Source organism: Caballeronia sp. SL1002 (assembly GCF_057814995.1).
Genome location: NZ_JBYMUW010000001.1, coordinates 158126 through 179951 on the forward strand (window position 1 = coordinate 158126; position 21826 = coordinate 179951).

18 protein-coding genes and 3 pseudogenes are annotated in these 21826 nt (G+C 57.3%); 9 read left to right on the plus strand and 12 right to left on the minus strand.

Annotated features, from left to right (window positions below):
- Positions 1-928 precede the first annotated feature (928 nt).
- From istB to AC3D25_RS00820, 10 genes and pseudogenes are all read right to left on the minus strand, one after another.
- Positions 929-1525: pseudogene (gene istB / locus AC3D25_RS00775) on the minus strand (IS21-like element helper ATPase IstB); the annotation flags it as partial.
- 495 nt (positions 1526-2020) lie between these two features.
- Entirely contained in the window at positions 2021-3712 is a 1692-nt protein-coding gene (locus AC3D25_RS00780; protein WP_488886621.1) for a methyl-accepting chemotaxis protein, read from the minus strand.
- Between the two features lie 494 nt (positions 3713-4206).
- Positions 4207-6351, minus strand: coding sequence for a putative bifunctional diguanylate cyclase/phosphodiesterase (locus AC3D25_RS00785; protein WP_488886622.1), 2145 nt, complete (start codon positions 6349-6351; stop codon positions 4207-4209).
- Positions 6352-7004: 653 nt separating this feature from the next.
- Entirely contained in the window at positions 7005-7751 is a 747-nt protein-coding gene (locus AC3D25_RS00790; protein ID WP_488886623.1) for an alpha/beta hydrolase, read from the minus strand.
- An 8-nt stretch (positions 7752-7759) separates the two neighbouring features.
- Positions 7760-8887, minus strand: a pseudogene (locus AC3D25_RS00795) (TonB-dependent siderophore receptor); the annotation flags it as partial.
- 21 nt (positions 8888-8908) lie between these two features.
- On the minus strand, positions 8909-9604 hold the full coding sequence (locus tag AC3D25_RS00800) for a hypothetical protein (RefSeq protein WP_488886624.1): 696 nt from the start codon (positions 9602-9604) through the stop codon (positions 8909-8911).
- An 84-nt stretch (positions 9605-9688) separates the two neighbouring features.
- Positions 9689-9955 (minus strand): DUF3717 domain-containing protein, encoded by a 267-nt coding sequence (locus AC3D25_RS00805; protein ID WP_488886625.1) that lies wholly within the window; start codon positions 9953-9955, stop codon positions 9689-9691.
- Positions 9906-10262, minus strand: coding sequence for a hypothetical protein (locus tag AC3D25_RS00810; RefSeq protein ID WP_488886997.1), 357 nt, complete (start codon positions 10260-10262; stop codon positions 9906-9908). Before AC3D25_RS00810 ends, AC3D25_RS00805 begins: the two co-directional genes overlap by 50 nt.
- Positions 10262-10579 (minus strand): hypothetical protein, encoded by a 318-nt coding sequence (locus AC3D25_RS00815; protein WP_488886626.1) that lies wholly within the window; start codon positions 10577-10579, stop codon positions 10262-10264. Before AC3D25_RS00815 ends, AC3D25_RS00810 begins: the two co-directional genes overlap by 1 nt.
- Before the next feature lie 190 nt (positions 10580-10769).
- On the minus strand, positions 10770-11264 hold the full coding sequence (locus tag AC3D25_RS00820; protein WP_488886627.1) for a hypothetical protein: 495 nt from the start codon (positions 11262-11264) through the stop codon (positions 10770-10772).
- Positions 11265-11386: 122 nt separating this feature from the next.
- Between AC3D25_RS00820 and AC3D25_RS00825 the strand changes: the two genes are divergently transcribed.
- From AC3D25_RS00825 to tnpC, 4 genes are all read left to right on the plus strand, one after another.
- Positions 11387-11950, plus strand: a complete 564-nt coding sequence (locus tag AC3D25_RS00825; protein WP_488886628.1) for a hypothetical protein — start codon at positions 11387-11389, stop codon at positions 11948-11950.
- 1027 nt (positions 11951-12977) lie between these two features.
- A complete protein-coding gene (tnpA, locus tag AC3D25_RS00830) occupies positions 12978-13373 on the plus strand; it encodes an IS66-like element accessory protein TnpA (RefSeq protein ID WP_488886629.1) in 396 nt (131 codons plus the stop codon).
- The gene (tnpB, locus tag AC3D25_RS00835; RefSeq protein ID WP_027196540.1) at positions 13370-13717 is read left to right on the plus strand and encodes an IS66 family insertion sequence element accessory protein TnpB; all 348 of its coding nucleotides are present in this window, start codon (positions 13370-13372) and stop codon (positions 13715-13717) included. The genes tnpA and tnpB overlap by 4 nt, the downstream gene beginning before the upstream one ends.
- Before the next feature lie 51 nt (positions 13718-13768).
- Complete coding sequence (gene tnpC / locus AC3D25_RS00840) at positions 13769-15367, plus strand: IS66 family transposase (RefSeq protein WP_488886630.1); 1599 nt, start codon at positions 13769-13771, stop codon at positions 15365-15367.
- Positions 15368-15780: 413 nt separating this feature from the next.
- Here the strand turns inward: tnpC and AC3D25_RS00845 are convergent, their stop codons facing one another.
- Positions 15781-16266: a hypothetical protein gene (locus AC3D25_RS00845; protein ID WP_488886631.1), complete on the minus strand. Its 486-nt coding sequence runs from the start codon at positions 16264-16266 to the stop codon at positions 15781-15783.
- 16 nt (positions 16267-16282) lie between these two features.
- Here AC3D25_RS00845 and AC3D25_RS00850 point away from each other — a divergent pair, with 16 nt between their 5' ends.
- From AC3D25_RS00850 to AC3D25_RS00870, 5 genes and pseudogenes are all read left to right on the plus strand, one after another.
- Positions 16283-17068, plus strand: coding sequence for a TIGR04255 family protein (locus AC3D25_RS00850; protein WP_488886632.1), 786 nt, complete (start codon positions 16283-16285; stop codon positions 17066-17068).
- The gene (locus tag AC3D25_RS00855; RefSeq protein WP_488886633.1) at positions 17065-17697 is read left to right on the plus strand and encodes a hypothetical protein; all 633 of its coding nucleotides are present in this window, start codon (positions 17065-17067) and stop codon (positions 17695-17697) included. The genes AC3D25_RS00850 and AC3D25_RS00855 overlap by 4 nt, the downstream gene beginning before the upstream one ends.
- A gap of 7 nt (positions 17698-17704) precedes the next feature.
- Positions 17705-18544, plus strand: coding sequence for a hypothetical protein (locus tag AC3D25_RS00860; protein WP_488886634.1), 840 nt, complete (start codon positions 17705-17707; stop codon positions 18542-18544).
- A gap of 799 nt (positions 18545-19343) precedes the next feature.
- Positions 19344-20036, plus strand: a pseudogene (locus AC3D25_RS00865) (IS110 family transposase); the annotation flags it as partial.
- Between the two features lie 106 nt (positions 20037-20142).
- A complete protein-coding gene (locus tag AC3D25_RS00870) occupies positions 20143-20625 on the plus strand; it encodes an Lrp/AsnC family transcriptional regulator (RefSeq protein ID WP_488886635.1) in 483 nt (160 codons plus the stop codon).
- A gap of 41 nt (positions 20626-20666) precedes the next feature.
- Here the strand turns inward: AC3D25_RS00870 and AC3D25_RS00875 are convergent, their stop codons facing one another.
- Positions 20667-21818 carry an NAD(P)/FAD-dependent oxidoreductase gene (locus tag AC3D25_RS00875; RefSeq protein WP_488886636.1) on the minus strand — a complete coding sequence of 384 codons (1152 nt, stop codon included), beginning with the start codon at positions 21816-21818 and terminating at the stop codon, positions 20667-20669.
- Positions 21819-21826: the final 8 nt, after the last annotated feature.

Below are 21826 nucleotides of genomic sequence, written 5' to 3' on the forward strand. Positions count from 1 at the left end.
CGGAACGGTGAATCTCCAAAGCGCCTGTAAATTCGTACCTTCAGCCGGACGGCCGGCACTGCCAGATGCTGTTCGACAAACTCCCAAAAAGGGGCCGCTGCGGTCCGCCGGTTTTTCGGGGTGTCGCCAGCTCGCTCGATGAAGTTCGCGATCGTTTCCTCGAACGCCTTTTGAAAATTCCGTCCCTCGTTGAAAGTCGACCTCTACCTCTTTGGTGTGCGGACTCGGCAGTGGGTCTTGGGACTCAGCCGTGTCGAATAACGTGACTGTTTCAGTTTATCTTGTTTCATATCCGGCAGCGAATTCGAACGCTAATCCTCGCCTACCGCGAGTGTCTGCTGGAATAAAAAAAACCGCCCCGCGGCGCCATATGTTGCGGTCGAGGGCGGGTCCGAGCCGAACGGGGGAGGCCACAGATTCTGCAGCCGTTAGGTTGACCTTTCGTCGTGTCGCCGGCAAAAGCGCCATCACGTTCCGTCACGCAAGGATGCTTGTATTCGCCAGTTCTCGCAGACGAGCCGCGGCCATGCCCTGTCCGTCAGGTGACGGTTTGCGACCGCCTTGCGAAGACCAGGCTCGCGGTCGGCCCGGCAGTCTCCAACACATCCTTTAGCTGAAAGTTCATCTGACGCTCTCACTATCTGCTGTAAAGGAAGCCACTCACTTCAAATTTCGCAGGAAGAGGTGTTCAAGCATGCCCTGAATCGAGCCCGGGATATCGCCATAGGCCGAAGCATTGGCGTGCAAAAGCGCGCCGACGTCGAGAAGCAAAGACCTCGCTTCGCTGTCGAGCGTAGGCCATGCCGAACTCAGCCAACCAGCGTAGGCGGTGCAGCTGCGGGTTTCGGTGATGGTGATCGGGCGTTTCGGCGAACGTGATCAGTCTAGAAGATGGTGTTGCGCGGTTGAAATATTATAGCTGCGGCGATCACGATGCTGGGTTGGCATCGTGCTTTATGTTCGTCTTTCGCATTGATTCGCTCTTGAGCGGAAGTTTGTGAGCCTGATGAACAAGACGATCGAGAATCGCGTCAGCGAGGGTCGGGTCTTGTAGCCACGCATGTCAGTGTTCCAGGGGCAATTGGCTGGTGGTGACTGTCGAGCGTGTGCCGACGCGGTCGTCGAGTACTTCGAGCAAATCGTTGCGTGCACCTTGGTCCAGGTCCTGCAATCCCCAATCGTCAAGTAGCAACACGTCGACCTTTGCGAGCTGGGCGAGGCGGCGGCTGAAACTGCCGTCGCCATGGGCGATCTTTAACTCTTCGAACAAGCCTCCAACGCGTACATAGAACACGGAGAAGCCTTGCCGGCACGCCTGCTGTCCGAATGCACACGCAATCCAGGTCTTGCCGGCTCCCGTAGGTCCGGTCAGGATGAGGTTCTGGGCGTGACGAACCCAGTCACAGCCGGCCAGCATTGCGATCATTCGTTGATCGATCCCACGGCTCTGCCGGAATTTAACGTCTTCGACGCATGCCTGAGGATTCTTCAACTTTGCTGCTTTGAGGAGGCGTTCGAGTCGCCGTTATGCGCCGATCATCAATTGGCTCCTATACGGCGATCCGTGACATCGTTTGTTTGTCGGATCGAAGCTTCGCTTGCCGCCGACACCGACACGCGTCACGCGTAGGGGCAAAAAGCTGAGGTCATCTTCTGTCATGGATCGCGTCCGCAAGAATGAGGTTGCGGACGCAATCGTGAGCTTTCTCAACAACGCAACCTAGGTGTGGGAAGTCGCGCGCTTACAGGAAAGTCATATCGGTGGATACGATGCTCCCAGGCTACTGCGTCAGTTCAAGATGCCTTCGCCAGCCGCTTACGTTTGGTCGTCAATCCAATCCTAGATTGGCTTGTTCCATGCCCAAATCGTCGCAGTCATCAGTCTATTTGACAATTCAATTCTTGCGCGATTTATGCAGACGTTCCCTAACCCGTAACATCACGGCTACGTCGCATGCAATTCAGAATTGCATGCAAACGGCTTTCACGTAGAGCCTGCGACCTTTGCCTGATCACTCGCTCAGAACGTTGCCCAGTCCCCTCCAACGACCTCCGATGCAGGCGTTTTGAATTCCTTCGGCGCTTGTACCTTCGCGATCGTGCGACTAGATGCGCGCGTGGTACTGTGCAGGAGGGCAGCTTTTGCCTCGGTCGCAACAACGACTTTTGGGCCAGTGCGAAACACGGCGACGGTTGTGCGCAATCGCTCAGCTTGATCTTCCAGCGATCCGGCTGCTGCCGCCGCCTCTTCGACGAGTGCCGCGTTCTGCTGTGTGACCTCGTCCATCTGCGAGATGGCCTGATTCACTTGCTCGATACCGCGCGTCTGCTCATGCGATGCCGAGGCGATTTCGCCCATGATGTCGGTCACGCGTTGAATTGCCGTGCCAACCTTCTGCATCGTTTCCCCGGCGCAGGCAACGAGTTCCGAGCCCGCCTGCACGCGGTCACCCGACGTCTCGATTAACTCCTTGATCTCCTTCGCCGCACTCGACGAACGCTGCGCGAGGCTGCGCACTTCGCTGGCGACAACGGCAAAGCCGCGACCTTGCTCACCTGCGCGAGCCGCTTCGACAGCGGCGTTCAACGCAAGAATGTTGGTCTGGAATGCGATGCTCTCGATCATGCCAATGATCTCCGCGATCTTGGCCGAACTCTGCTCGATGCCCGCCATGGTCTCGACAACCTTACCAACGATGGCGCCACCTTCGTTGGCGACGGCGTTCGCGTTGTCGGCGAGGCCGCTCGCCTGCATCGCATTCTCGGAGTTTTGCTTGACCGTGGCGGTGAGTTCTTCCATGCTCGCGGCCGTTTCCTGCAGCGACGCGGCCTGCTGTTCGGTACGCGATGACAGATCAGTGTTGCCCGCCGCGATCTGCTTGCTCGCGCTAGCAATTGCTTCACTGCTCGTGCGTACGCAGCCTACCGTTGCCGCGAGCTTCTCCTTCATGGCGGCGACGCCCGAGAGCAACTGGCCCATTTCATCATGGGTCTTGATCGTGACCGTACGCGTCAGATCGCCTGCTGCGATATACTCAAAATGCGCGAGTGCATCAGCGAGCGGCGACATGATCGCGCGACGCAGAAAAAACCATCCGAACGCCGCACCCGCAATACCCACGAAGAGCGAAATGAAGCCGACGATACGCACAGTCGCATAGCTGTTGTCGTTTTCCTCGTCTTGGTGCGCTGCATCCGTCAGCTGAAATTCCTTAAGCTTTTTGAATGCGTCGCTCGTGCGATTGTAGGCATCGGGCACATATTTCTGCGCATAGCGAACGACCTCGGACTGATCGCGCTTTTCGATAGCGGCGCCGAATCCTTCGAGTGCCTTGCGCATTTGGACGCGGCTGTCCACCACGTCTTTAGCGAGGACGTCTTCATCCGCGCCACGGGGGATGACGTCATACTTCTTGTACCACTCGTCGGAATCGGCCACGGCCTTTTCCGCACGAACGCGTAAGTCAGCCGATTCCGCGCCGTCGCGGTCGAGCGCGAAGCGGTCGAGCAGCACACGCGCACGATTCAAATACACATCCGCGACACCAAGGGCATTGACGGACGGCAAAGTGCTTAGACTCACATCCCTCGCGGACGCCTTGATCGTCGCCATGCCATATAAACCAAACCCCACAGATAAGCTAAGCAGCACGCCCAGGAAGCTCATGGTGAGCGCGAGCCGCGCCCGAATAGTCAGACTCTTCATTTTCATTCCAAAGTATTCGACGGAGGGACGAGGCGCGATGCGCACCTACACCTCATGCAAGGTGCCAACCTGTTATCGGCAATTGAAACGTAAACTGTAATGTCGTGAAAGGTTGCATACGACAAGACGTCGCTCTGCGTTGCTGCGCATCAATTGGTCCTTGTCTGCAAATAGGTTGACAAGAGGTACTCCATCGCCCTGGCGACCACCATTTATTCCCATTACGTTTAGAACAACTGCGCCACGCTCTTGTTACGACACTGCGTTGATAAAAACATGACCTTCACAAAAGTCCGAACTGTTTTGCATAACGCCGCATCCGATCAACCTAGCGGTATTGATTGGCAGGTTTTGGACATCGCTTCGTTCAATCGCCGACGTTAGATGTGTAACGAAAGAGGAAACTCGCCGGCCGCGTCGGCCCTTGAACGGTGCGACTAACGAAGCGAAGACAACTTTTACCTCTGGTTGAATACACCACAAAACCGGCTCTGGGCCCATCACTCGGGTATTGCGGTGGCCGATAGGTGAGCTCTCTCGTTCTCCATGAGCACCACCTGAACCTCCGTGTGAGCGGTTGCTTTGCCGAACAAATAGCCTTGGCCGAAGGCGCAACCGCGCGCTCGCAACGCCCTCTCCAAGTCTTTCGACTCGATCCCCTCCGCCAGGGTCCGTAGGCCCAGGCCGTCTGAAAGATTCAAGATAGCATCGACAATTTTTTCGTGCTCAGGGTCTGATAGCATCGTCCGTACAAACGACTTGTCAATCTTCACCTTGTCAAACCTTAGTTCACGCAGATGATGCAAGCTAGAATAGCCTGTCCCGAAGTCGTCCAAGGAAACTTGGATTCCTAAAGCCCGAAAACCGTCTATCGCGTTCTTCGCAGCATTTAAATCGTCCACCAATGCGGACTCCGTCATCTCAATTTCAAGCCTTTTCGGAGAGAAATGTTCCTCCTGTAAGACGGCGATTATTTGCGCCGGTAGGAGCGGATCTGCGAGCTGTACTGGTGACACATTCAAGGCCAAAACGATATGGCTTGGCCACTCCTGGGCATGTCGGCATGCACGACGTAGCATAGATAGCGTGAACGGCGTCGCAAGCCCCAAACGTTCAACGACCGGGATAAAAGCCTCCGGCGACACGGATCCTCGCCGTTCGTCTGTCCATCGCGCCAGAACTTCAAATCCGTAGATACGATCAGCTTGTAGGTCAACCAAAGGCTGGTAGTACGGTTGGATGACTTCGTTCGTTACCGCGACCCTCACGTCAGCCTCCAGCTCAGCCCGTGCATGCAACGCCTGGCGCATGTTCTCTTCGAAGAACTGGAAATTCCGACGCCCACTGCCCTTTGCGGCATACATCGCTGCATCAGCTGACCGAACAAGCGTCTCCGCGTCAATGCCGTCACGACCGTAACGTGCAACGCCAATGCTGCCACCGACCTCGACCTGACAATTCTCGATTTTCAGGGGCGTTGAGATAGCCTCAACCATTTGTGCAGCAAGCAGACCGGCGTCAAGATCTGAGTCCACATGTGCAAGCACGGCAAACTCATCACCCCCTAGACGGCCAACAACGTCCCCTTCGCGAGTTTGAGCGCGCAGGCGGTCCGCAACCTCGCACAATACGGAATCCCCAGCGGCGTGCCCGTGCAGATCGTTTACAGGTTTGAACCGGTCGAGATCGATGATATACAGGTAATAAGCACCGTCAGGCGAGTCACGAGCTGAAAGACCGTTAATGCGTGCAGACACAAAACCACGATTGAAGAGCCCAGTCAGCGCGTCGTGCCGTGCGATGCGTGCGGCCGACTCTTCTGCAAGCTTGGTCGCAACGTATGCATCCCGCAGGGCTTCGGCGCGCTGACGAAAACATTGGAACGCTCTTGCAAGTCGTCCTATCTCATCGCTTCGACGCGCGGACGGAACGGTCACATCATGGTCACCCGATGAGAGCTGCGTGAGCGCGTCCGTAATTTCGGCAAGCGGACAAAAAAGGAGCTTGTCTAACCGCCTGATGAAGAAAAGGGTAACGCCGCATACCAGAAGGCCTATGACCACGACGGCGGCTAATAAGACATTCGATGTTGTTGAGATTTGGCCCGTATCGGCATGAGCAGCATTGGCATTGGCATCGATGAGTAGGTCTAGGGCTTCGTCAGCGGCCACGTACAGCGCTTTCGTTTTGCCTACGAAATCAGCGTGCCACCGTAGACCCGTGTTGGCATTGGTTTCCCACGCGAGTTCAGCAGCCTCATAGGCGTGCAATGCTGCAAAGGCCGCCTCGGCTTGTGTAAGCCCACGAGACGGTGCGCTCTCACGAAACGCCCTCTCGCTTGTCGTCAAGATTCTACGGTGCGTTACTGCTTTCATCTTTGCATCTGCCCGCTTCTCCGGCGAATCAGCCAAGACAAACAACGCCTGCGCTAGCCGCAACTCCGTTACGCGGTCGCTCATCTCGCCCAAAATTCGTGTATTCGCGATCCAGGCGTCGTCTATGCGATCAGCATCGTTGGCGATGTGCGTAAGATGAAGGCAAACTATCCCGAAGGCCCAAAAAAAAAGCGCGGTCGTAATACTCGCGAAGAAGATAAAACGAAAGCGACTTGAACTCGCAAGCTTTCCCATCAGTGCTTCTTTCATGTTTTTTCAACTGTCTTAGTGAGTTCAACGCCTCTAGCTCTCTACGGCAAGCTATCTTGTTGGTTGGCGCCACCGCAACGACACCGAAGGAAACGGTCAAACTGGTTTTTCGCGGCTGCCGCTTCTTGAAGCTGCATGTCCTGCGCAGTCTTGCAGTGTCATCTCCTTCAAGCGCCGACGAGGCTCATAACTCCTGTTCCCCCGGAGCTTGTCTGGCTGCTGTTATCCAGGCGAGCCTTTAATCCCCTTCTTGGGGGTTGACACGATCGCGTTCCAGATCGCGTGAGATGAACAAAAGTATGAAAAAGCCGGACGTTTCGGTGGCAAGTAGCCATAGCTTGTTTACGGTTTTCTCGCCGAAATCTTAATGTCGCTTTTGGAACGTATTCACCGACGTGACCTGAGATAGGTTATCTTGAAGCGCTGGCCCGAGCTTCGCGGCCGAGCCTTGGAAGCCATTACGCATATCAGTTACGCCTGCAGCAACCCAAATCCGCATGCCCGCCGGAAGGCCGGTCATCGCGCTGTCTCGGGAAGGCGAGACAGCTCGCGGATCAACAGGCGCGGCACGCTGGCGATACCTCTCCCCGAACGCCCACGACGGCATGCTCGAAGTTGACCTCGCACACGCCAGATTGGGCGTGCATTCTCAGTTACCGATGGGCATGTGGCTGGGGTTCCGCACGCGCTCCGACGGAGGAGAGCCGCAGTAATTCGCGGTCGTTCCACCAGAGGGACGGACTCGCCGCAACAATGCGCGAGAAACTCGACGCCGGTCGCGTCACCGCATGATGGAGCACAAAAAAACCGCCAAGCGAATGCCCGAACAACGTGCGCCGCGTCGGCGACACGTCGGCGCGGCTTTCGATCGCCTGCAGCAACTGACCGTCGATCAGCGCGTCGAAGGCATCGGCACCGCCGGACGTGAGCAGGCGGCCTTCGGCGTCACGCGGGATACCCCAGGTGTCGATTGCGGGCGTCGTGAAGTCGCGAAACCGTTGTGATTCGTCGAAGGGCGCGTCGTTCGGCGCGGCAATCGCGGCGATCACGACCGGACCGATCAGCCGCGCCTGCAATCGCGCCGCGCTCACCGCCAGTGCGAACTTCGCGTTGCCGTCGAGAATTACGAGAAGCGGTGGCGCATCGTGCCTGTCGGCAGACTTCGCGACTTCGCCGCTCGCCGCCTCTTGCATGCGGCCTGTGCGCACAATCGCCGGCTTGTACAGCCAAATGCGATAACACGGCGTACCGGCGCCCGCGCGCAACACAAACGACTCGACATCTGGAAGCAGCGCCTGTGGCGCGCTTGGAGCCTTGGACGTATCGCAGAAATCTTCCGCCCGCGCCTGTGAAGTCCACACGAGCCAGGCGTACAACGTAGCGTAAAAAATTCGTTTCATGCCGGCTCCTACCATTGATAGCGCGCGGTGCCGAGAACTTCGCGGCGCACGCCATAGAAGCATTGCGTGGCGCTGGCACACGCGGCGACGTACTGGCGGTCGAATAGGTTCGATGCGTTAAGCGCGAAGCGCCAGTTGCGCCAGTCGTAGTGCATCGCCAGATCGAACAGCGTGTATGAACTGACGCTGAACGAGTCGTCGTTCGCACCATAGGTGCTGCCGATAAAGCGCACACCTGCGCCCACGCCGAAGCCTTTAAGCGCGCCTCGATGAAGCGTGTAATCCGCCCATAGCGACGCGGCCTGCCGCGGAACGGCGACAGGCGTGTGGCCCAGCGACGTATCGTTCGCGCTCGCGACCCACGCGCTGATGTAGCTGTACGCCACGATCAGCGACAACTCGCGCGTGACATCGAGATGAGTTTCGACCTCGACGCCGCGGCTCCGTACTGCACCGGTCTGAACCCGATACGCCGAATCGACCGGATCGGGCGTCGATACGTTGTGCTGTTCGAGATCGTAGAGCGAAACGGTGGTGAAGCTCGTCGTGCCGGGAACCTGGTACTTCACGCCGATCTCGTACTGCCGGCCGGTGGAAGGATTCAGCGCGGCGCCGCTCGATGTAGTGCCGGACGTCACTGGCTGGAACGATTCGGAATAGCTCGCATAGGGCGAGAAGCCGTTGTCGAACGCATACGTCGCGCCGGCACGCCACGTGAAGGCCCGATCGAACTGTCGCGACGATGTTTGCTTGAGATATTCGTTCAGGCTCGTCGAAGCATAGTCTTCACGTCCGCCGATCACGAAGGACCATTTGCCGATTGCAATCTGGTCCTGCAGATACAGCCCTAAGTCGTCGGTACGCTGACGCGTGTAGCTCGCAAGCGTCGGCGATGCGATTGCGACGCCATAGACCGGCGCGGTGATATCGAGAGACGGCGCCTTGCCGGAATATAGCGCACGGTCGGCCATGACCGTCTGATAGTCGATCGCCATCAACACCGTATGCGCGAGCGATCCGGTGCGGAAGTCGGCTTCTGCCTGCGTGTCGGTGGAGAGCGCATCGAAATTCTCGTGCGAGGCGCTTGTCAGTCGGTTCAGATAGCGCATGCTGGAATTCGTGTAACCGCTCGAATAAACTGTGCGGTTGTCGCTCGATCAGTGAAAAGTTCGTGGCTTCAATGTGCCGGCCGCAAGATTTTCCGAAACTCGCTGAGCATTTTCGCGCTCTTCAACATACAGAGCCGCTACATGCTCAGGCGCAACGGCGGCCTCTAGATCGCTTTCGTTCAACCCGAACAGGGAGGCAATCGCACTGCAGGCGGTGAAGCGCGGAAACTCGACCGTCCTTCGTTCGTTCTGATCCTCTCCGCCTTTCAACGTGAAGATAACCGTGACGGTCACGTCTCCGACGTTCGAGTCAAAGAAGAGCGGCGGGTATGAGCGAGCATCATCGCGCGCAGCACGGATATATCGCCAAGCTTCCGACGCATCAATTTCCTTATCCAGTACCGCCACGAGATCCGGTTCCTCATCCTCGTGTTGATGCAACACGTCGATGCCAAACAACGCGGGTAATTCAAAATCTATGTCCGGTTCCGGCGCAGGCAGCGGCGCAGGTGCGGGCGTGGGGGCCTGCGTTGATACAGCAGTTTCGAGCTCGCCCATCTGGCGCCCGAGATCGAATGCCGCTTTTAGCTGGGCGGCAACTTGCGGGAATTTTAGGCACAGCTTTGAGAATTCAAGCTCAATCGCGTCCTCTGTTTCCAAATGTCCGGCGAACGCTTCCGCGATAGCGTCAATCAACCGCATTGCGTGCGCATCGTTCGTTTTTTTAGCTGTTTCGTCTTTCATGGTTTCTAATGGAAAAAGTACGGCACAACTCTATGTTGCCGTGGGAGCCTGGGTGTAACGCAGCCTGCATCTTTTGTGTTCGATCTAAAGCGACAACTCACCTTGTGCAAGCGCGAGGTTAAGCGCCTCGTTTTGTTCCGGTGACGGGGACCGTGCATCGACGCATTCCGCTCGTTCGAAATTCAACCGCCCGTACACGTTCGCGAGGATACGTGCTCGAGGACAAAGGGCAGCGTCCTCGCCTGCCTGTTGGCGCGCCCGCCAATAATTAATTGCTTCCTCGACTTGGTGAATTCCGTAGCTATTCATTTTTTTCTTTCCGGGGTTTCGTCGCTTTCTCGCCCATCGCATTACGAATCAATTTTTGCAGCAGTGCGCGGCTGAAGCCGTCGGGATTCTGCCTTTTGGCGTCGATTGCCAGTCGCACGACTTCATCCGAGCAAACGACAAGCGTTGAAATATCTCCGATTCCGAAATTTTTGCTGAGTTCAACGCGCAGCGGTGAATCTCCAAAGCGCCTGTGGATTCGCACTTTCAACCGCACGGCAGGCACTCCGAGACGTTCGACGAACTCCCAATACAGGCTCGTGGCCCTTCGCCGGTTCGCTGGAGTGTCGCCAACTTTACGAACTGGATCATCCGGCCTGCTGAGTTGCATTACACGACGAAGTCCGCGACGGCTGTCTCGAGCGCATTCTGAAAAAACCTACCCTCATTGAAGGCGATCTCTACCTGATTGGTGTGCGGGCGCGGTAGCTGGCTTTGAGGCGCAACCATTCGACAGCCGAGATCAACCGCGTCCTGAAGCTCTGCGCCGTGCCCCGGAGCGCAATCGAACACCTGCGTCAGCTCCAGTTTAATTTGGTCCTGCCCTTCCTTGACGGCCAAGAGACCATCGTAGTCGTCGAATGACGGCACTGTCTTAGTTTTATCTTGTTTCATATACTTCGGCGGCAAGGGCGCGGCGTACTTCAAGGCGGTGCTCGCCGACCGGGCGAAGCGCTGCGATTACGTGGGCGAAAGGCAGTTGCGCGCGCCACTCGCCGTCGGCGTTCTGGCGAGCAACTGAGGCCCTTGTGCGCGGCGGGCGGCCGACAATTTTCGTCGTGATATGACGCACGCCCGCAGGCCTGCGGGCATAGCCGTGTTGACGCCTGCGGTTTTTTTATTTTTGTTTTTGACTACATGTCGAAGTGAAGTCCGTCGCGAACTGGTTTTTCTGGAGAATGCACATCTGGCCTGTATCTTTATTGAAGATTGCCCAACCATCGTTGTATTCGTGCGTCACGGTCCACCCATTCAATCGACTCTCTTGAGCTATGGCAGGTTGGGCAGACGGGATGTTTCTCATACCCGACTCAAATCCAGTGGACAAAGCAAAGCAGCAGATAACGGCAGCAACGGCATAGATTAAAGCGTTCTTCACCAGCGACGGCTCCATCGTTGAGGTACTTCGGCATGTTTGCCCAAGTTGGGGCCAGAATTGTATCTGACGAATTGTAAAAACCCATATCTGCACCGCACGAGGATTGTTCAAATTTTGGGGCAGCAATACTTCCATCGATTCGCTCTGCCTCGGCGAGACACCGCCTGTCTCCGTTGATTTGGAGTAGCCCAGCGAGAGGTGGGCCGAAACGCTCCGCAGCCGATCGACGTTCATGAAAGTGCGCGCCTCCATTCGGCTCTGGCGGGCGGCCGACACTTCGTAACGTTAAATTTTGTTGAACGCCTAATCAGGTCAATGTATTTTTTGAAATACAGCAAACAAGCTGAGGAGGATGTGTGATTCTTGAAACCGTAGGCCGTTTTTTAACTTGTGCGGAGAAAATACGCGGAATCCTTTCTACCCGTCTTGAAAGCCGTAGACGTTTACTAGACGATGTCATTGAGCCGATTTTCCGGGAACTTGAACCTGTTGTCGATGATTACTACGCCATGTTTTGTCGATGTCTAACAATGCTTCAAAGCAAGGATAAAGTTACGCTGGAGGAGGTAAGAAATGAAATTTTAACGTTACGCGAAAGTCAACGAATTGGTCGTATAAAAGTAAGAGAGCTAGCTAGGGCTCTTGCTTTGAACACTCACGACCCCCAAGTCGAAAATTTTGCGCGCCTCATTGTCTCAATATTCGATATAGGAACTCCAACAACATCTCGTGCATCGCAGAGAAGTATGACCAAATCAACACAGCTTATTCTTACTCTGTTTGAAGATGCAAGCCAAGATAAAATCGGGCGAATGCATCTTATGCTAAGCGTCCAAACAGCAAAAGAAGATATCGAGACAGCGTGGATTGGAGTCATCCAGTCCTATGGACATTTGAGATTGCGATGCATTCGCGGCTAGCTTTGAATGACCAAAATTATGTGCTGGTCGACGTATTTGTATAAAGGAACGCCGATATCTATGAGAACAGATGCTAAAAAGACGAACATGAGCAGGAAACGGGGTTGCACGATGCCTACTTCCACTCTGCGCAAAAAACGTCGTCAACGAAAGGATAGGATGCGGAAAGCAATACGCAAGGACGGCGTTCATCAGTGCAGTTTTGGAAGGCGGTCAGGTGATCTTCAGCCGCACATGACCTTACTCCGATTTATGACTTTCCCGGTTTTGTAGGTAGCATCTTTCCGTTGCAGTAGTGCCGGCCGCGTGCCGTGGGCGAGTGCCTCGGCCGCTCGCCAGTGCCAAGTGGAGGCGCACAGTTCCAAAGGTTTCGAGGGGAAATGCTCATGAATAGTCGCAGCGCCGATCGAAATGATCGAAATTTGGAAGAAGTTTGGGTTCGGCCGCAAAACATCGCCAACATCAACTTGGCGATGGTGGAGTGAAGCGGCCGGGAAAGGTCCTTGGATCATCTCAGCCCCGCACGGACTGGCCGACTACCGCCTTGAAGGTCGAACGCTATCGCTCGATGGCAAGTTCGTTCTTCTCGAAGGGAAGACGCAATGGGACGCTACCTGGCGTGCGCTTGCGCATTTCTACATTTCTATGCAGAGGTAGCACCTCGTATCGAGATACCGCCACCGGACATTCCTACAATGGACAGAGCATCCGGTTCTCGGCAAGCAAGCGGACTTCGTTGCGCTGCGCGTAAATTTGGGAATGGTCGATCCCATACTTCTTTATCAAGTGAAGGCGCTTGTAGACGTACCTCAATTCAGTTTGTTGCCTACTGACCAAGTTTCTATTATTGGTTTTCCTCTTGGGCTATCCGCCGGCGCTCGCTTTGCCAGTATGGGTAACGGGCACAATAGCTTCGAACTTGATGTCGATTATAACGTAACCGTCCGACCCTGACCGTGTAGACGCTTGATGAAGGCGACGCCATGCTTTCCGGGGGCACAAATGTGACTGTGTCCACAAAGGAATCATGGACACAGTGACTAAATTCATCGAAGTCAAAGTCGCCCGGAAGTATCGCCGGCGTACCGTGGACGAGAAACGGCAGATCGTCGAAGAGACGTTATCCAGTGGACGTTCGGTGGCTGAGATTGCACGCAGTCACGAAGTGAACGCGAATCAGCTGTTCGACTGGCGCAAGCAGTATCTGGATGGACGCCTTGGCGTGAACGGTCGCGAATGCGCCTTGCTGCCGGTCACCGTGAATGCGGCCAGCGACAGCGGCGCGGCCGAACCGGATGCAGCGACGCGTTCGGCCCAGGCGCCTGGCACGCTCCGAATCCAGTTGCCACGAGGCGAGGTACATGTTGAAGGGAGCGTCGATCCCAACACACTTCGCGTGGTGATCCAGTGCCTGATCCGATGATTGGTCCGCTCGCAAACACGCGAATCTGGGTTGCCGCCGGATTTACGGATATGCGCTGCGGCTTCGACGGCCTGGCCGCGAAGGTGCAGACTGTGCTGGCGAAGGATCCATTCTCTGGCCACATCTTCGTGTTCAGGGGCAAACGTGGCGACCTCATCAAGTGCCTGTACTGGCGCGACGGCGGCCTATGTCTGTTCGCCAAACGCCTGGAGCGTGGGCGCTTTGCGTGGCCTCGTGCTGACGGCGGTGTTGTTTCGCTGACCAGCGCTCAACTCGGCCTCCTGCTCGAAGGATTCGACTGGCGACAGCCAGTTGATGCAGCGCGCCCCTGCAGCGCTTTGTAAACGTATGTGACAACGCGGCCATAGCGCCATGCACGCGCGTAAACTGCCTGCATGGCATCCAGCGACGCTACGTTTCCGGACGATATCGAGGCCTTGAAGGCTCTCTTGATCGCGCGTGAGGCGGCGTTACGTGAGCACGAAGGCGAACTCACGGATCTGCGCGACACTGTAACGGCGCTCCGGAAGACACTCTCCGACCGGGCGATCGAGATCGAGCACCTGAAGCTGTGGATCGCGAAACTCCAGCGCATGCAGTTCGGGCGCAAGTCGGAGAAGATTGATCGCCAGATCGAACAACTGGAATTGCGTCTCGAAGATCTGCAGGCCGACGATGGCGCGGCGACGGTCGACGTACCGACAAGGCCTCGCCCAGAAACCGGCAAGCCGACGGGACGCAAGCCACTTCCGGAACATCTGCCGCGCGAAGACGTTGTTCATCAGCCCGACGACGCGTGCTGTCCGCAATGCGGCGGTGCGCTTGGCGAGCTCGGCGAGGACGTCTCCGAGCAACTCGACTACGTGCCGGGGCATTGGCGAGTGATTCGTCACCGCCGACTCAAGAAGGCCTGTACCTGTTGCGACTGCATCGTGCAGGCGGCTGCGCCCAGCCGGCCAATCGATCGCGGCATGCCGGGTCCGGGGTTGCTCGCGCATGTTCTGGTCGCCAAATTCTGTGACCATCTCCCCCTGTATCGACAGTCAGTGATTTACGCGCGCGACGGCGTGCAGCTCAGCCGTTCGACACTCGCGGACTGGGTCGGCCAGTGCAGTGCGTTGCTCCGGCCACTGGTAGAGGTCGTTCGCCGGTACGTGATGGCCGCCTCGAAGATCCACGCGGATGACACGCCCGTACCTGTGCTTGAGCCCGGGAACGGCAAGACCCGTACCGCACGTCTCTGGACATACGTTCGGGATGACCGGCCAGCCGGCTCGAAGGAGGCGCCGGCGGTCTGGTTCGCATACAGTCCCACAAGGGCTGGCGAATATCCACAGGGCCATTTGAAGGACTTCAGGGGAACGTTGCAGGCCGACGCGTTCGCGGGGTACAACGCGGTCTATGAAGGTGGTGATGTGCGCGAGGCTGCATGCATGGCGCACGCGCGCCGTAAATTCCACGATCTGTTCGTCGCGCGCAGGAACGAGGTCAACACTGAAGCGTTGCGCCGGATCGGCGAACTGTACGCAATCGAAGCCGCGATTCGCGGCAAGCCACCAGACGAACGAAGACGTGTCAGGCAGGAGCAGGCGCGTCCGCTACTCGATGCGTTCGAGATCTGGCTGCGCTCGACATTGGGTTCGGTGTCGCAGAAAGGCGATACCGCCAAAGCCATCAACTACGCGCTGAATCAATGGGCGGCGCTCGCGCTGTACATCGAGGATGGCGCCGTGGAAATCGACAACAACGCAGCCGAACGCGCTTTACGTGCCGTCGCTCTCGGCAGGAAAAACTTCCTGCACTTCGGTGCCGACAGCGGCGGCGAACGCGGGGCCGCAATCTACACCCTGGTCGGTACCGCCAAACTGAATGGCCTTGATCCCGAGGCCTACCTGCGCCACGTCATCGCTCGCATCGCCGAGCATCCCGTCAATCGCGTCGACGAGCTGTTGCCATGGGTCGTTGCCGATCGGCTTCACCACGACGTCGCCTGAACTCAACGCGCTGCCGTCCAACAATTCGCTATCAACACGCTGTCAAGAACGGTCGTGGCCGGACGGTTACATTATAACGATTTGCCCGTCTTTTTGGTTGATTGCAAAAGCCGGAAAGGGACAGTCTGGCTCTCCTGTTATCGCGTTTCGAAACGGGGACTCGGGAACTTGGCCAACGGAAACTCAGTTTTTCTTTCTGGACCAATGTCACATTTTTTGGGTATTTACAGCGGACGTATGCACGAGGAATCTGATGTTGGGATGGTGTGGCGGGCTAATGCTATTGCCGAGTTACTCGAGACCATCTGAAGTGAGTTGCGAGGACATATATGATCGAAGGTAGAGCCATGTGTCACGGAAAACAAACAATCCACTGTTATCCGCGAGTCGCGGCCGCTCACGATGCTTCAGAGCTAGCGGCGGTCTTTCGTCGGATCGCCGGCAAAAGCGCCATCACGTTCCGTCACGCGAGGATGCTTGTCGGATCGAAATTTGCTCGCCAGTTCTCGCAGACGAGCCGCAGCCACGCCCTGTCCGTCGGTCAACGGCTGGCGACTGCCTGCTGGTTTGTCTTTCACCTGTGGTTGCATAGTCAAGCTCCTAAGTCCTTGCTTTTTGGTCCAATTCTGTCCGGCCGGCGGCGGTTCGAACCCCAAACCCTGATAGTAGGCGATCAGCTCCGGAACCGGATAGACGATTGCCAGCGTGCCGACGGCAATATGCAGCGCGTACCCTGCGGGGATCGCAAAGATTGTCGCGCGGCCGCTCGACCGCTCAAGACGTGCGTCCCGCGACGAGACTCGACGTAGGAGACCAAGCGCCGATCCCGCCGACAAAGGGAGATCTTGAACCCTTATTTGTTTCCCGCGTCTGTCAACCAGAGTGTAAACTGAGGTCATTATCGAGGAGCCGAAGATGGGAGCACCGCTAAAGAATCCGCCTGTCTACTTCACCGTGGCGCAGGTCCGTTTCAATGTGCTCCTGAAGCTCGCGGAGTTCCTGCCGTCGATCCAGGAAGCTATGCGACGAGCCGGTTTCCCGGATTTCGTTAGCCACAGATCGATCGCGCTCCAGATCGTGATGCAGGACGGGCAGGCCGTGCCGACTCCTCTTCCTCAGGAACGCTTCCTGTTTGGAACCACAGATAGAGCCCACTTTTTCGTGATGGGACCGGAGTTCCTCACGCTGCAGTCCACTAACTATGGAACCTTTGAAGAATTTTCGGGGATGTTCCTCCAGGGGCTTGAGCGCGTCCACGAGTTGGTCCAGCTCGATTTCATTGACCGTGTTGGTCTGCGGTACCTGGACCATGTAGCACCCACGGCTCAGGATTCGTTGGGTGAATATCTAGCGCCTGAAGTCCACGGAATGAGTGCGCATTTCGGAGGCACGCCTGTTCATTCATTTTCAGAAACACTTAATATCGTCGAAGGCGTCCGGCTTCTTTCCCGAGTAGTAATTCGGAGCGGCGGCCTCTCGTTCCCGCCGGATCTGTTACCGGATAACATGGAAATCAATAAGAAATTCCTCGCCTACAACGGCCATCACGCTTTGCTGGATACTGACGGTTCTGTCGAGGGCCGAGAAGTGTTCTCGTCAGATTTTGTTCGGAGCCGACTGCAAGCCATTCACGAAGTGATCGGAACCGCCTTCAAGGCCACTGTGACCGAGCACGCTCTCGCGATCTGGGACGAAAAATGATCGAGACTCTCGCTATTTTTGGCATGAACGATGGACACACTGGCCTCGGTTATCGACCGGTTCCTGCGATTTATCGGCGCGCACCAATGAAGCTGCAGCGTCTCCCGTTTATTGGAGCATCCGGTACAGGAGGCTTGGACGGTGAAGGCTACTACCGCGTCCACATAGGCTACGAGCCTTTTTCCGTTGTCGACTGCGCGATGGCAAGCCAGCAACCACCGTTTGCAAAGTTGATGGAGGAGGTAAAGGTTGGCTTTGCCCGCACCATGTCGCGCCTGCCAGAGGTGTTTGGCGTGTCGCGCCAGACTTTGTACAACTGGCTCGACGGCGAAACGCCGAAGGACGTGCATCATGCCAAGCTAAGACAACTTGCCGAGGCTGCCCGTGCCTTTGCCGAACTTGGATTCAAGCCCACCTCGCTTTCCCTCGATCGTAAGATCTCGGAGGGCAAGTCCTTGCTTCAGCATCTCAGCGATGGCGCGGATGGACGGGACACTGCAAAGAAGCTCGTTCGTATTACGCAACGAGGAGCCGATTCGAGAGCGAAGCTCGACGATCTGCTCGGCAGCCGGAAGGCAAAGCCAGACGCCTCGGATATGGGAGCTCCTTCACTCAACGAGAGTGTCTGAACCTGTTATGAACGATGAACCGCCAAAACTATGGGGACGCGACACGCCTTGGCGCCAAGGGCGGGTACTGGAGGCGGGGACCGTAGAAGCACTCAATCTCAGACAAAGCATTGACGAAGCTGTCGCTCTCGTTGTCGTAGTGAGTCACGACTGCGACTTAGCAAACGACAATCTCGACGCCGAGCCTGCCGCCGAAGTCATTGTCGGAAAGCTAGTCGGGGCAGCTAACGGGAATTTCTCGTGGGGTAAAGCACCGCGCACACTTCATCTATCCATGGCGCGCGATGGCGGATTTGTGACGGTTGAGTTGGTCGCGACGGGTAAGCGACTGATCCCCAAGCGCGAGTTGGCACAATTCGAGCCCGACGACGGATTCGACCTCGACGGTCAGGGACTAGCAGTTCTAAGAAGCTGGCTAGGCGCACGGTACAATCGCAGCGCGTTTCCGGATCCGTTCGTCAACCGCATGGCCGCTACCAAGCTCGACTCGAAGCTTGCAAAAGCTCTCGAGCCGCGCGGAGCACTGATATCCGTCGTTTATTTCGACGTTGACGGAGGCCGAATTGTCGACCGGGACGAGGGCAGCCCCTACGAGCTAAGCATTGTGTTGGTGTACCCTGCTGGCGACGATGCCGAGGCGTCAGCGAACGCCGCAGATGAAGTTGCGAATGCCGTGCAGCGAATATGCGAGCAGCGCCTGACCAGCGGAACGGACATCGTGCTGAAGAACTGCCTCGCCATCTCAGAGGAAGACCTCCCCGTAAGTCGAGCGCGAGTTCTTCTGCAGTGGCGATTCGAGTATATGACGCTTCGCTCGAACGGTCATCCGGGACCTGCGCAGACTTAACTATTCCGTAGCACGACACATGGATGCCTTAACGCGGCTTTTGGCTTGCCGTTCCGAGAGCCAGCGAGGCATCGCCTATTGGGATCACATGTGTCGGATCGCGCCCAGCCAGAGGTCATGGCCACCGCAACTGAACGGATGGAAAGTAAAATAGGCAGAACCGCCATTTTTTCACTACGCCTTCCCTCGTTATTATTTAATGCGATAGAAGCGCCGCAGCCTAAGCGACATTTTTTCAGCGTAGCAGGTCTGAATTCAGGAGAGTGTCGTGAGTCAAGTGCCACACAATCTGGGCAGCGAGGCGCGAGCCGAACTTCTCTGCTATCTGGTCGTGTCTCAGCTTACTGCACGAGCACTCACCGACGAGTGGCTCTCTGCGGCCAACGTAATAGAGACTCTGCGAATTTGGCTGCGGGCCAATGGCGCATCGACGAATTGGAGAACCGACTTGCTTTGGCCGGCGCTGCGGAAGAAATGGCTCGGTCGCTCTCCATCCATTTTCCAGTCGATGAACACTCTCTCGCACAACTATTCCATGTCGACCGCTGGCAGCTGGACCATCGCTCGCGCACCGTCCAGTCAGTGTATCAAGCGTGCATTGGACATTTCGATGGTTCCGAGTGAATGAATCTCAATGGTCGTGAACGACTTCCGCGACCGGCCGCAGTTGTTAAGACAGTATCACTTTCCGTGAGGCAAAGGCTGGCCCGCCGTGAGGGAATCTAACGCGGGTTAGCATTGCCAGGGCCGCAAGATGTGGATGCGCCGCACCGCGGCGATTTTCGGCACGGAGGCCAACATGGAAAACGATATCACTGTGTACGTCGGTCTGGACGTTCACAAGGACTCGATCACGGTCGCGTATGCTCGCGGCACGGGCGAGGTCGAACTGCTCGGCAAGATTGGTACGACGAAGACGGATATAGATCGCCTGAGCAAACGTCTTCAATCGAAAGCGCGCCGCGTAAGCGTCGTTTATGAGGCGGGCCCCTGTGGCTACGGCCTTTACCGGCAACTGGTCCAGAAGGGATTCGACTGTATGGTGTGCTCACCGTCGTTGATTCCCAGAAAGCCCGGCGAGCGCGTCAAGACGGATCGGCGCGATGCGGTCAAGCTTGTACGCTCCCTGCGGGCTGGGGACCTGTCAGAGGTACACGTGCCGACCGTCGAGGACGAAGCGTTTCGTGACCTGGCCCGTGCATGGATGTCGGCCCAAGACGATTTACGGCAGGCGCGGCGACGGCTTAAATCGTTTCTGCTGGCACATAACGTACGCTATGTCGGTCACGCCGACTGGGGACCTGCTCACCGGCGCTGGGTAAGCCGGTATGCGTTTGGCAGCGAATGGCAGCAATTCGCATTTGAGGAGCTGCGGCGTACGATTGAGGACCGGCTCGCACAATGCCAGCGCATTGAAGCCGCCTTGCGTGAGGCGGTGACGACCTGGCGATTCTATCCGGCCGTCCTGGGTCTGCAGGCCATGCGCGCCATTGCGGCCCGGTCACATTTTTCAGGACAGACTCATCTGCATGCTTCGGCGCCTGTCGCTGCAAGAATGATGATACAAGTCGAACCGCCACTTTCGCCGGATACGATCCATGTCCATTGACCGCATCGACGCCAATATTCTCGCGCTGCTTCAACGCAACAACCGCCTGACCACTGACGAAATTGGCAAGGCCGCAGGGCTATCGTCGACTGCCGTACAGCGACGCCTCAAAAAACTGCGCGCGGACGGCGTGATCGAAGCGGACGTGTCGATCGTGCAGCCCAAGGCCGTCGGCCGGCCGATCTCGATCGTGGTCATGGTGACGCTGGAACGCGAGCGGGCGGATATCGTCGACCGCTTCAAGCAGTCGATCCGGCAGACACCCGAGGTCATGAATGGCTTCTATGTGACGGGCGATTCGGACTTTCTGCTGATCGTCACCGCCCGCAGCATGGAAGACTACGAACAGTTCACGCGCAAGTTCTTCTACGAAAACCCCGACATCAAAGGCTTCAAGACGATGGTCATCATGGACCGGGTGAAGGTTGGCTTCTCCGTACCCATCGACTTCTCCGAGCTCAGCGGGGAGTAAGATCAATGGGTACGGCAGATCAAACCAGAAGGCGGAGCCAGTCAGCCGCCCGCCGCCCATGTCGACAGATCCCGCGCGTCGAGGTCTCCGTCGAGACATTCCATAACCCGCTCGCCCATCAACGCCGAAAACTTGAACATCTGGCCATCGCAATTCGTGACGACGATACCGTCGCCGAAGCGCTGCACGTTGAACTGCTCGCTGGTGTCCTTCACGTAATAGCCTACAGCCATGCGCAGTGGAACGTACTCTTCCGCGCGGCGCAGATACGGCGCGAAGTGGCCGATGACTTTATGGCCCTCCGCCGGGTCCGCCGCAAATCCGTCGCGCGGCGTGCCGACACGGCGATGAGCGCCGGATCCGAATTTGAGTCCGGTTCCGTCCACCGGCATCAGCGCGTAGTTGTCGCCCTCCCCGATGTCGGTCAGACAAGGACCGCCGGCCCACGCTTCCGCATACTGGGCGGGCGGTCCGACATAACATACGGCCTGCCGCCAGATCGGCAGATTGCCGTGGTTCAGCCTGACTGCCGAAGCATCGTCGAGAGCAAGCGTGGGAAGCCACGCGCCGGCGGCCACGACGAGTGCATCGCCCTGAATCGTCGTGCCGCCATCGATCCGCACTCTGGCCCGCGAAACCTCGACTTCGACCGCGCGCGTATTCTCGTGGATGGTGGCGCCATGCGCTCTGACCCAGGCCGCGAGTCCGCTGACGATCCGGTCAGCGAACAGCACGCCGCCTTCGTCCGTGTACAGGCCGCACGCCGCCTTCGGCAACTTCAGTTGCGGAACGCGCTTCTCCATGTCTGCATGGTCGAGCCATTCGAATGCAACACCCGCCGCCTGGAGCGACGGAACCGATGCCGCGACATAGTCGTTCGTATCCGTCGAGACGCCGAGCGCGCCGGCGCGGTAATAATGCTGCGCGCCGAGATCGCGCCACAGCCGGTTCCACGCAGCGAACGCCTGATGAACCATGCGCGTATAGCCTTGCGCCGCGCCGTACTGGAAGCGGATCATCCGGTGCTGGTCGAACGAGGCACTGTGCGGATTCGGCACCGTGTTCTGTTCGATGATCGTCACACGGTGGCCGCGCAGCAGTGCCGCCCGTGCGGTCGACAGACCCACCGCCCCCGCCCCGACGACCACGACATGCCGTTGCGCGCTGCGCGCCACGTTTTTCTGCTGTTGCATATGCGTTA

Coding starts and splice junctions, on each gene's coding strand:
- AC3D25_RS00820 (WP_488886627.1), bottom strand. CDS start 11,264: ATGAACGTCGATCGGCTGCGGAGCGTTTCGGCCCACCTCTCGCTGGGC.
- AC3D25_RS00805 (WP_488886625.1), bottom strand. CDS start 9,955: ATGCGATGGGCGAGAAAGCGACGAAACCCCGGAAAGAAAAAAATGAAT.
- AC3D25_RS00860 (WP_488886634.1), top strand. CDS start 17,705: ATGAACGATGAACCGCCAAAACTATGGGGACGCGACACGCCTTGGCGC.
- AC3D25_RS00785 (WP_488886622.1), bottom strand. CDS start 6,351: ATGAAAGAAGCACTGATGGGAAAGCTTGCGAGTTCAAGTCGCTTTCGT.
- AC3D25_RS00845 (WP_488886631.1), bottom strand. CDS start 16,266: ATGACCTCAGTTTACACTCTGGTTGACAGACGCGGGAAACAAATAAGG.
- AC3D25_RS00875 (WP_488886636.1), bottom strand. CDS start 21,818: ATGCAACAGCAGAAAAACGTGGCGCGCAGCGCGCAACGGCATGTCGTG.
- tnpB (WP_027196540.1), top strand. CDS start 13,370: ATGATTGGTCCGCTCGCAAACACGCGAATCTGGGTTGCCGCCGGATTT.
- AC3D25_RS00855 (WP_488886633.1), top strand. CDS start 17,065: ATGATCGAGACTCTCGCTATTTTTGGCATGAACGATGGACACACTGGC.
- AC3D25_RS00870 (WP_488886635.1), top strand. CDS start 20,143: ATGTCCATTGACCGCATCGACGCCAATATTCTCGCGCTGCTTCAACGC.
- AC3D25_RS00780 (WP_488886621.1), bottom strand. CDS start 3,712: ATGAAAATGAAGAGTCTGACTATTCGGGCGCGGCTCGCGCTCACCATG.
- tnpA (WP_488886629.1), top strand. CDS start 12,978: ATGGACACAGTGACTAAATTCATCGAAGTCAAAGTCGCCCGGAAGTAT.
- AC3D25_RS00800 (WP_488886624.1), bottom strand. CDS start 9,604: ATGAAAGACGAAACAGCTAAAAAAACGAACGATGCGCACGCAATGCGG.
- tnpC (WP_488886630.1), top strand. CDS start 13,769: ATGGCATCCAGCGACGCTACGTTTCCGGACGATATCGAGGCCTTGAAG.
- AC3D25_RS00810 (WP_488886997.1), bottom strand. CDS start 10,262: ATGCAACTCAGCAGGCCGGATGATCCAGTTCGTAAAGTTGGCGACACT.
- AC3D25_RS00850 (WP_488886632.1), top strand. CDS start 16,283: ATGGGAGCACCGCTAAAGAATCCGCCTGTCTACTTCACCGTGGCGCAG.
- AC3D25_RS00790 (WP_488886623.1), bottom strand. CDS start 7,751: ATGAAACGAATTTTTTACGCTACGTTGTACGCCTGGCTCGTGTGGACT.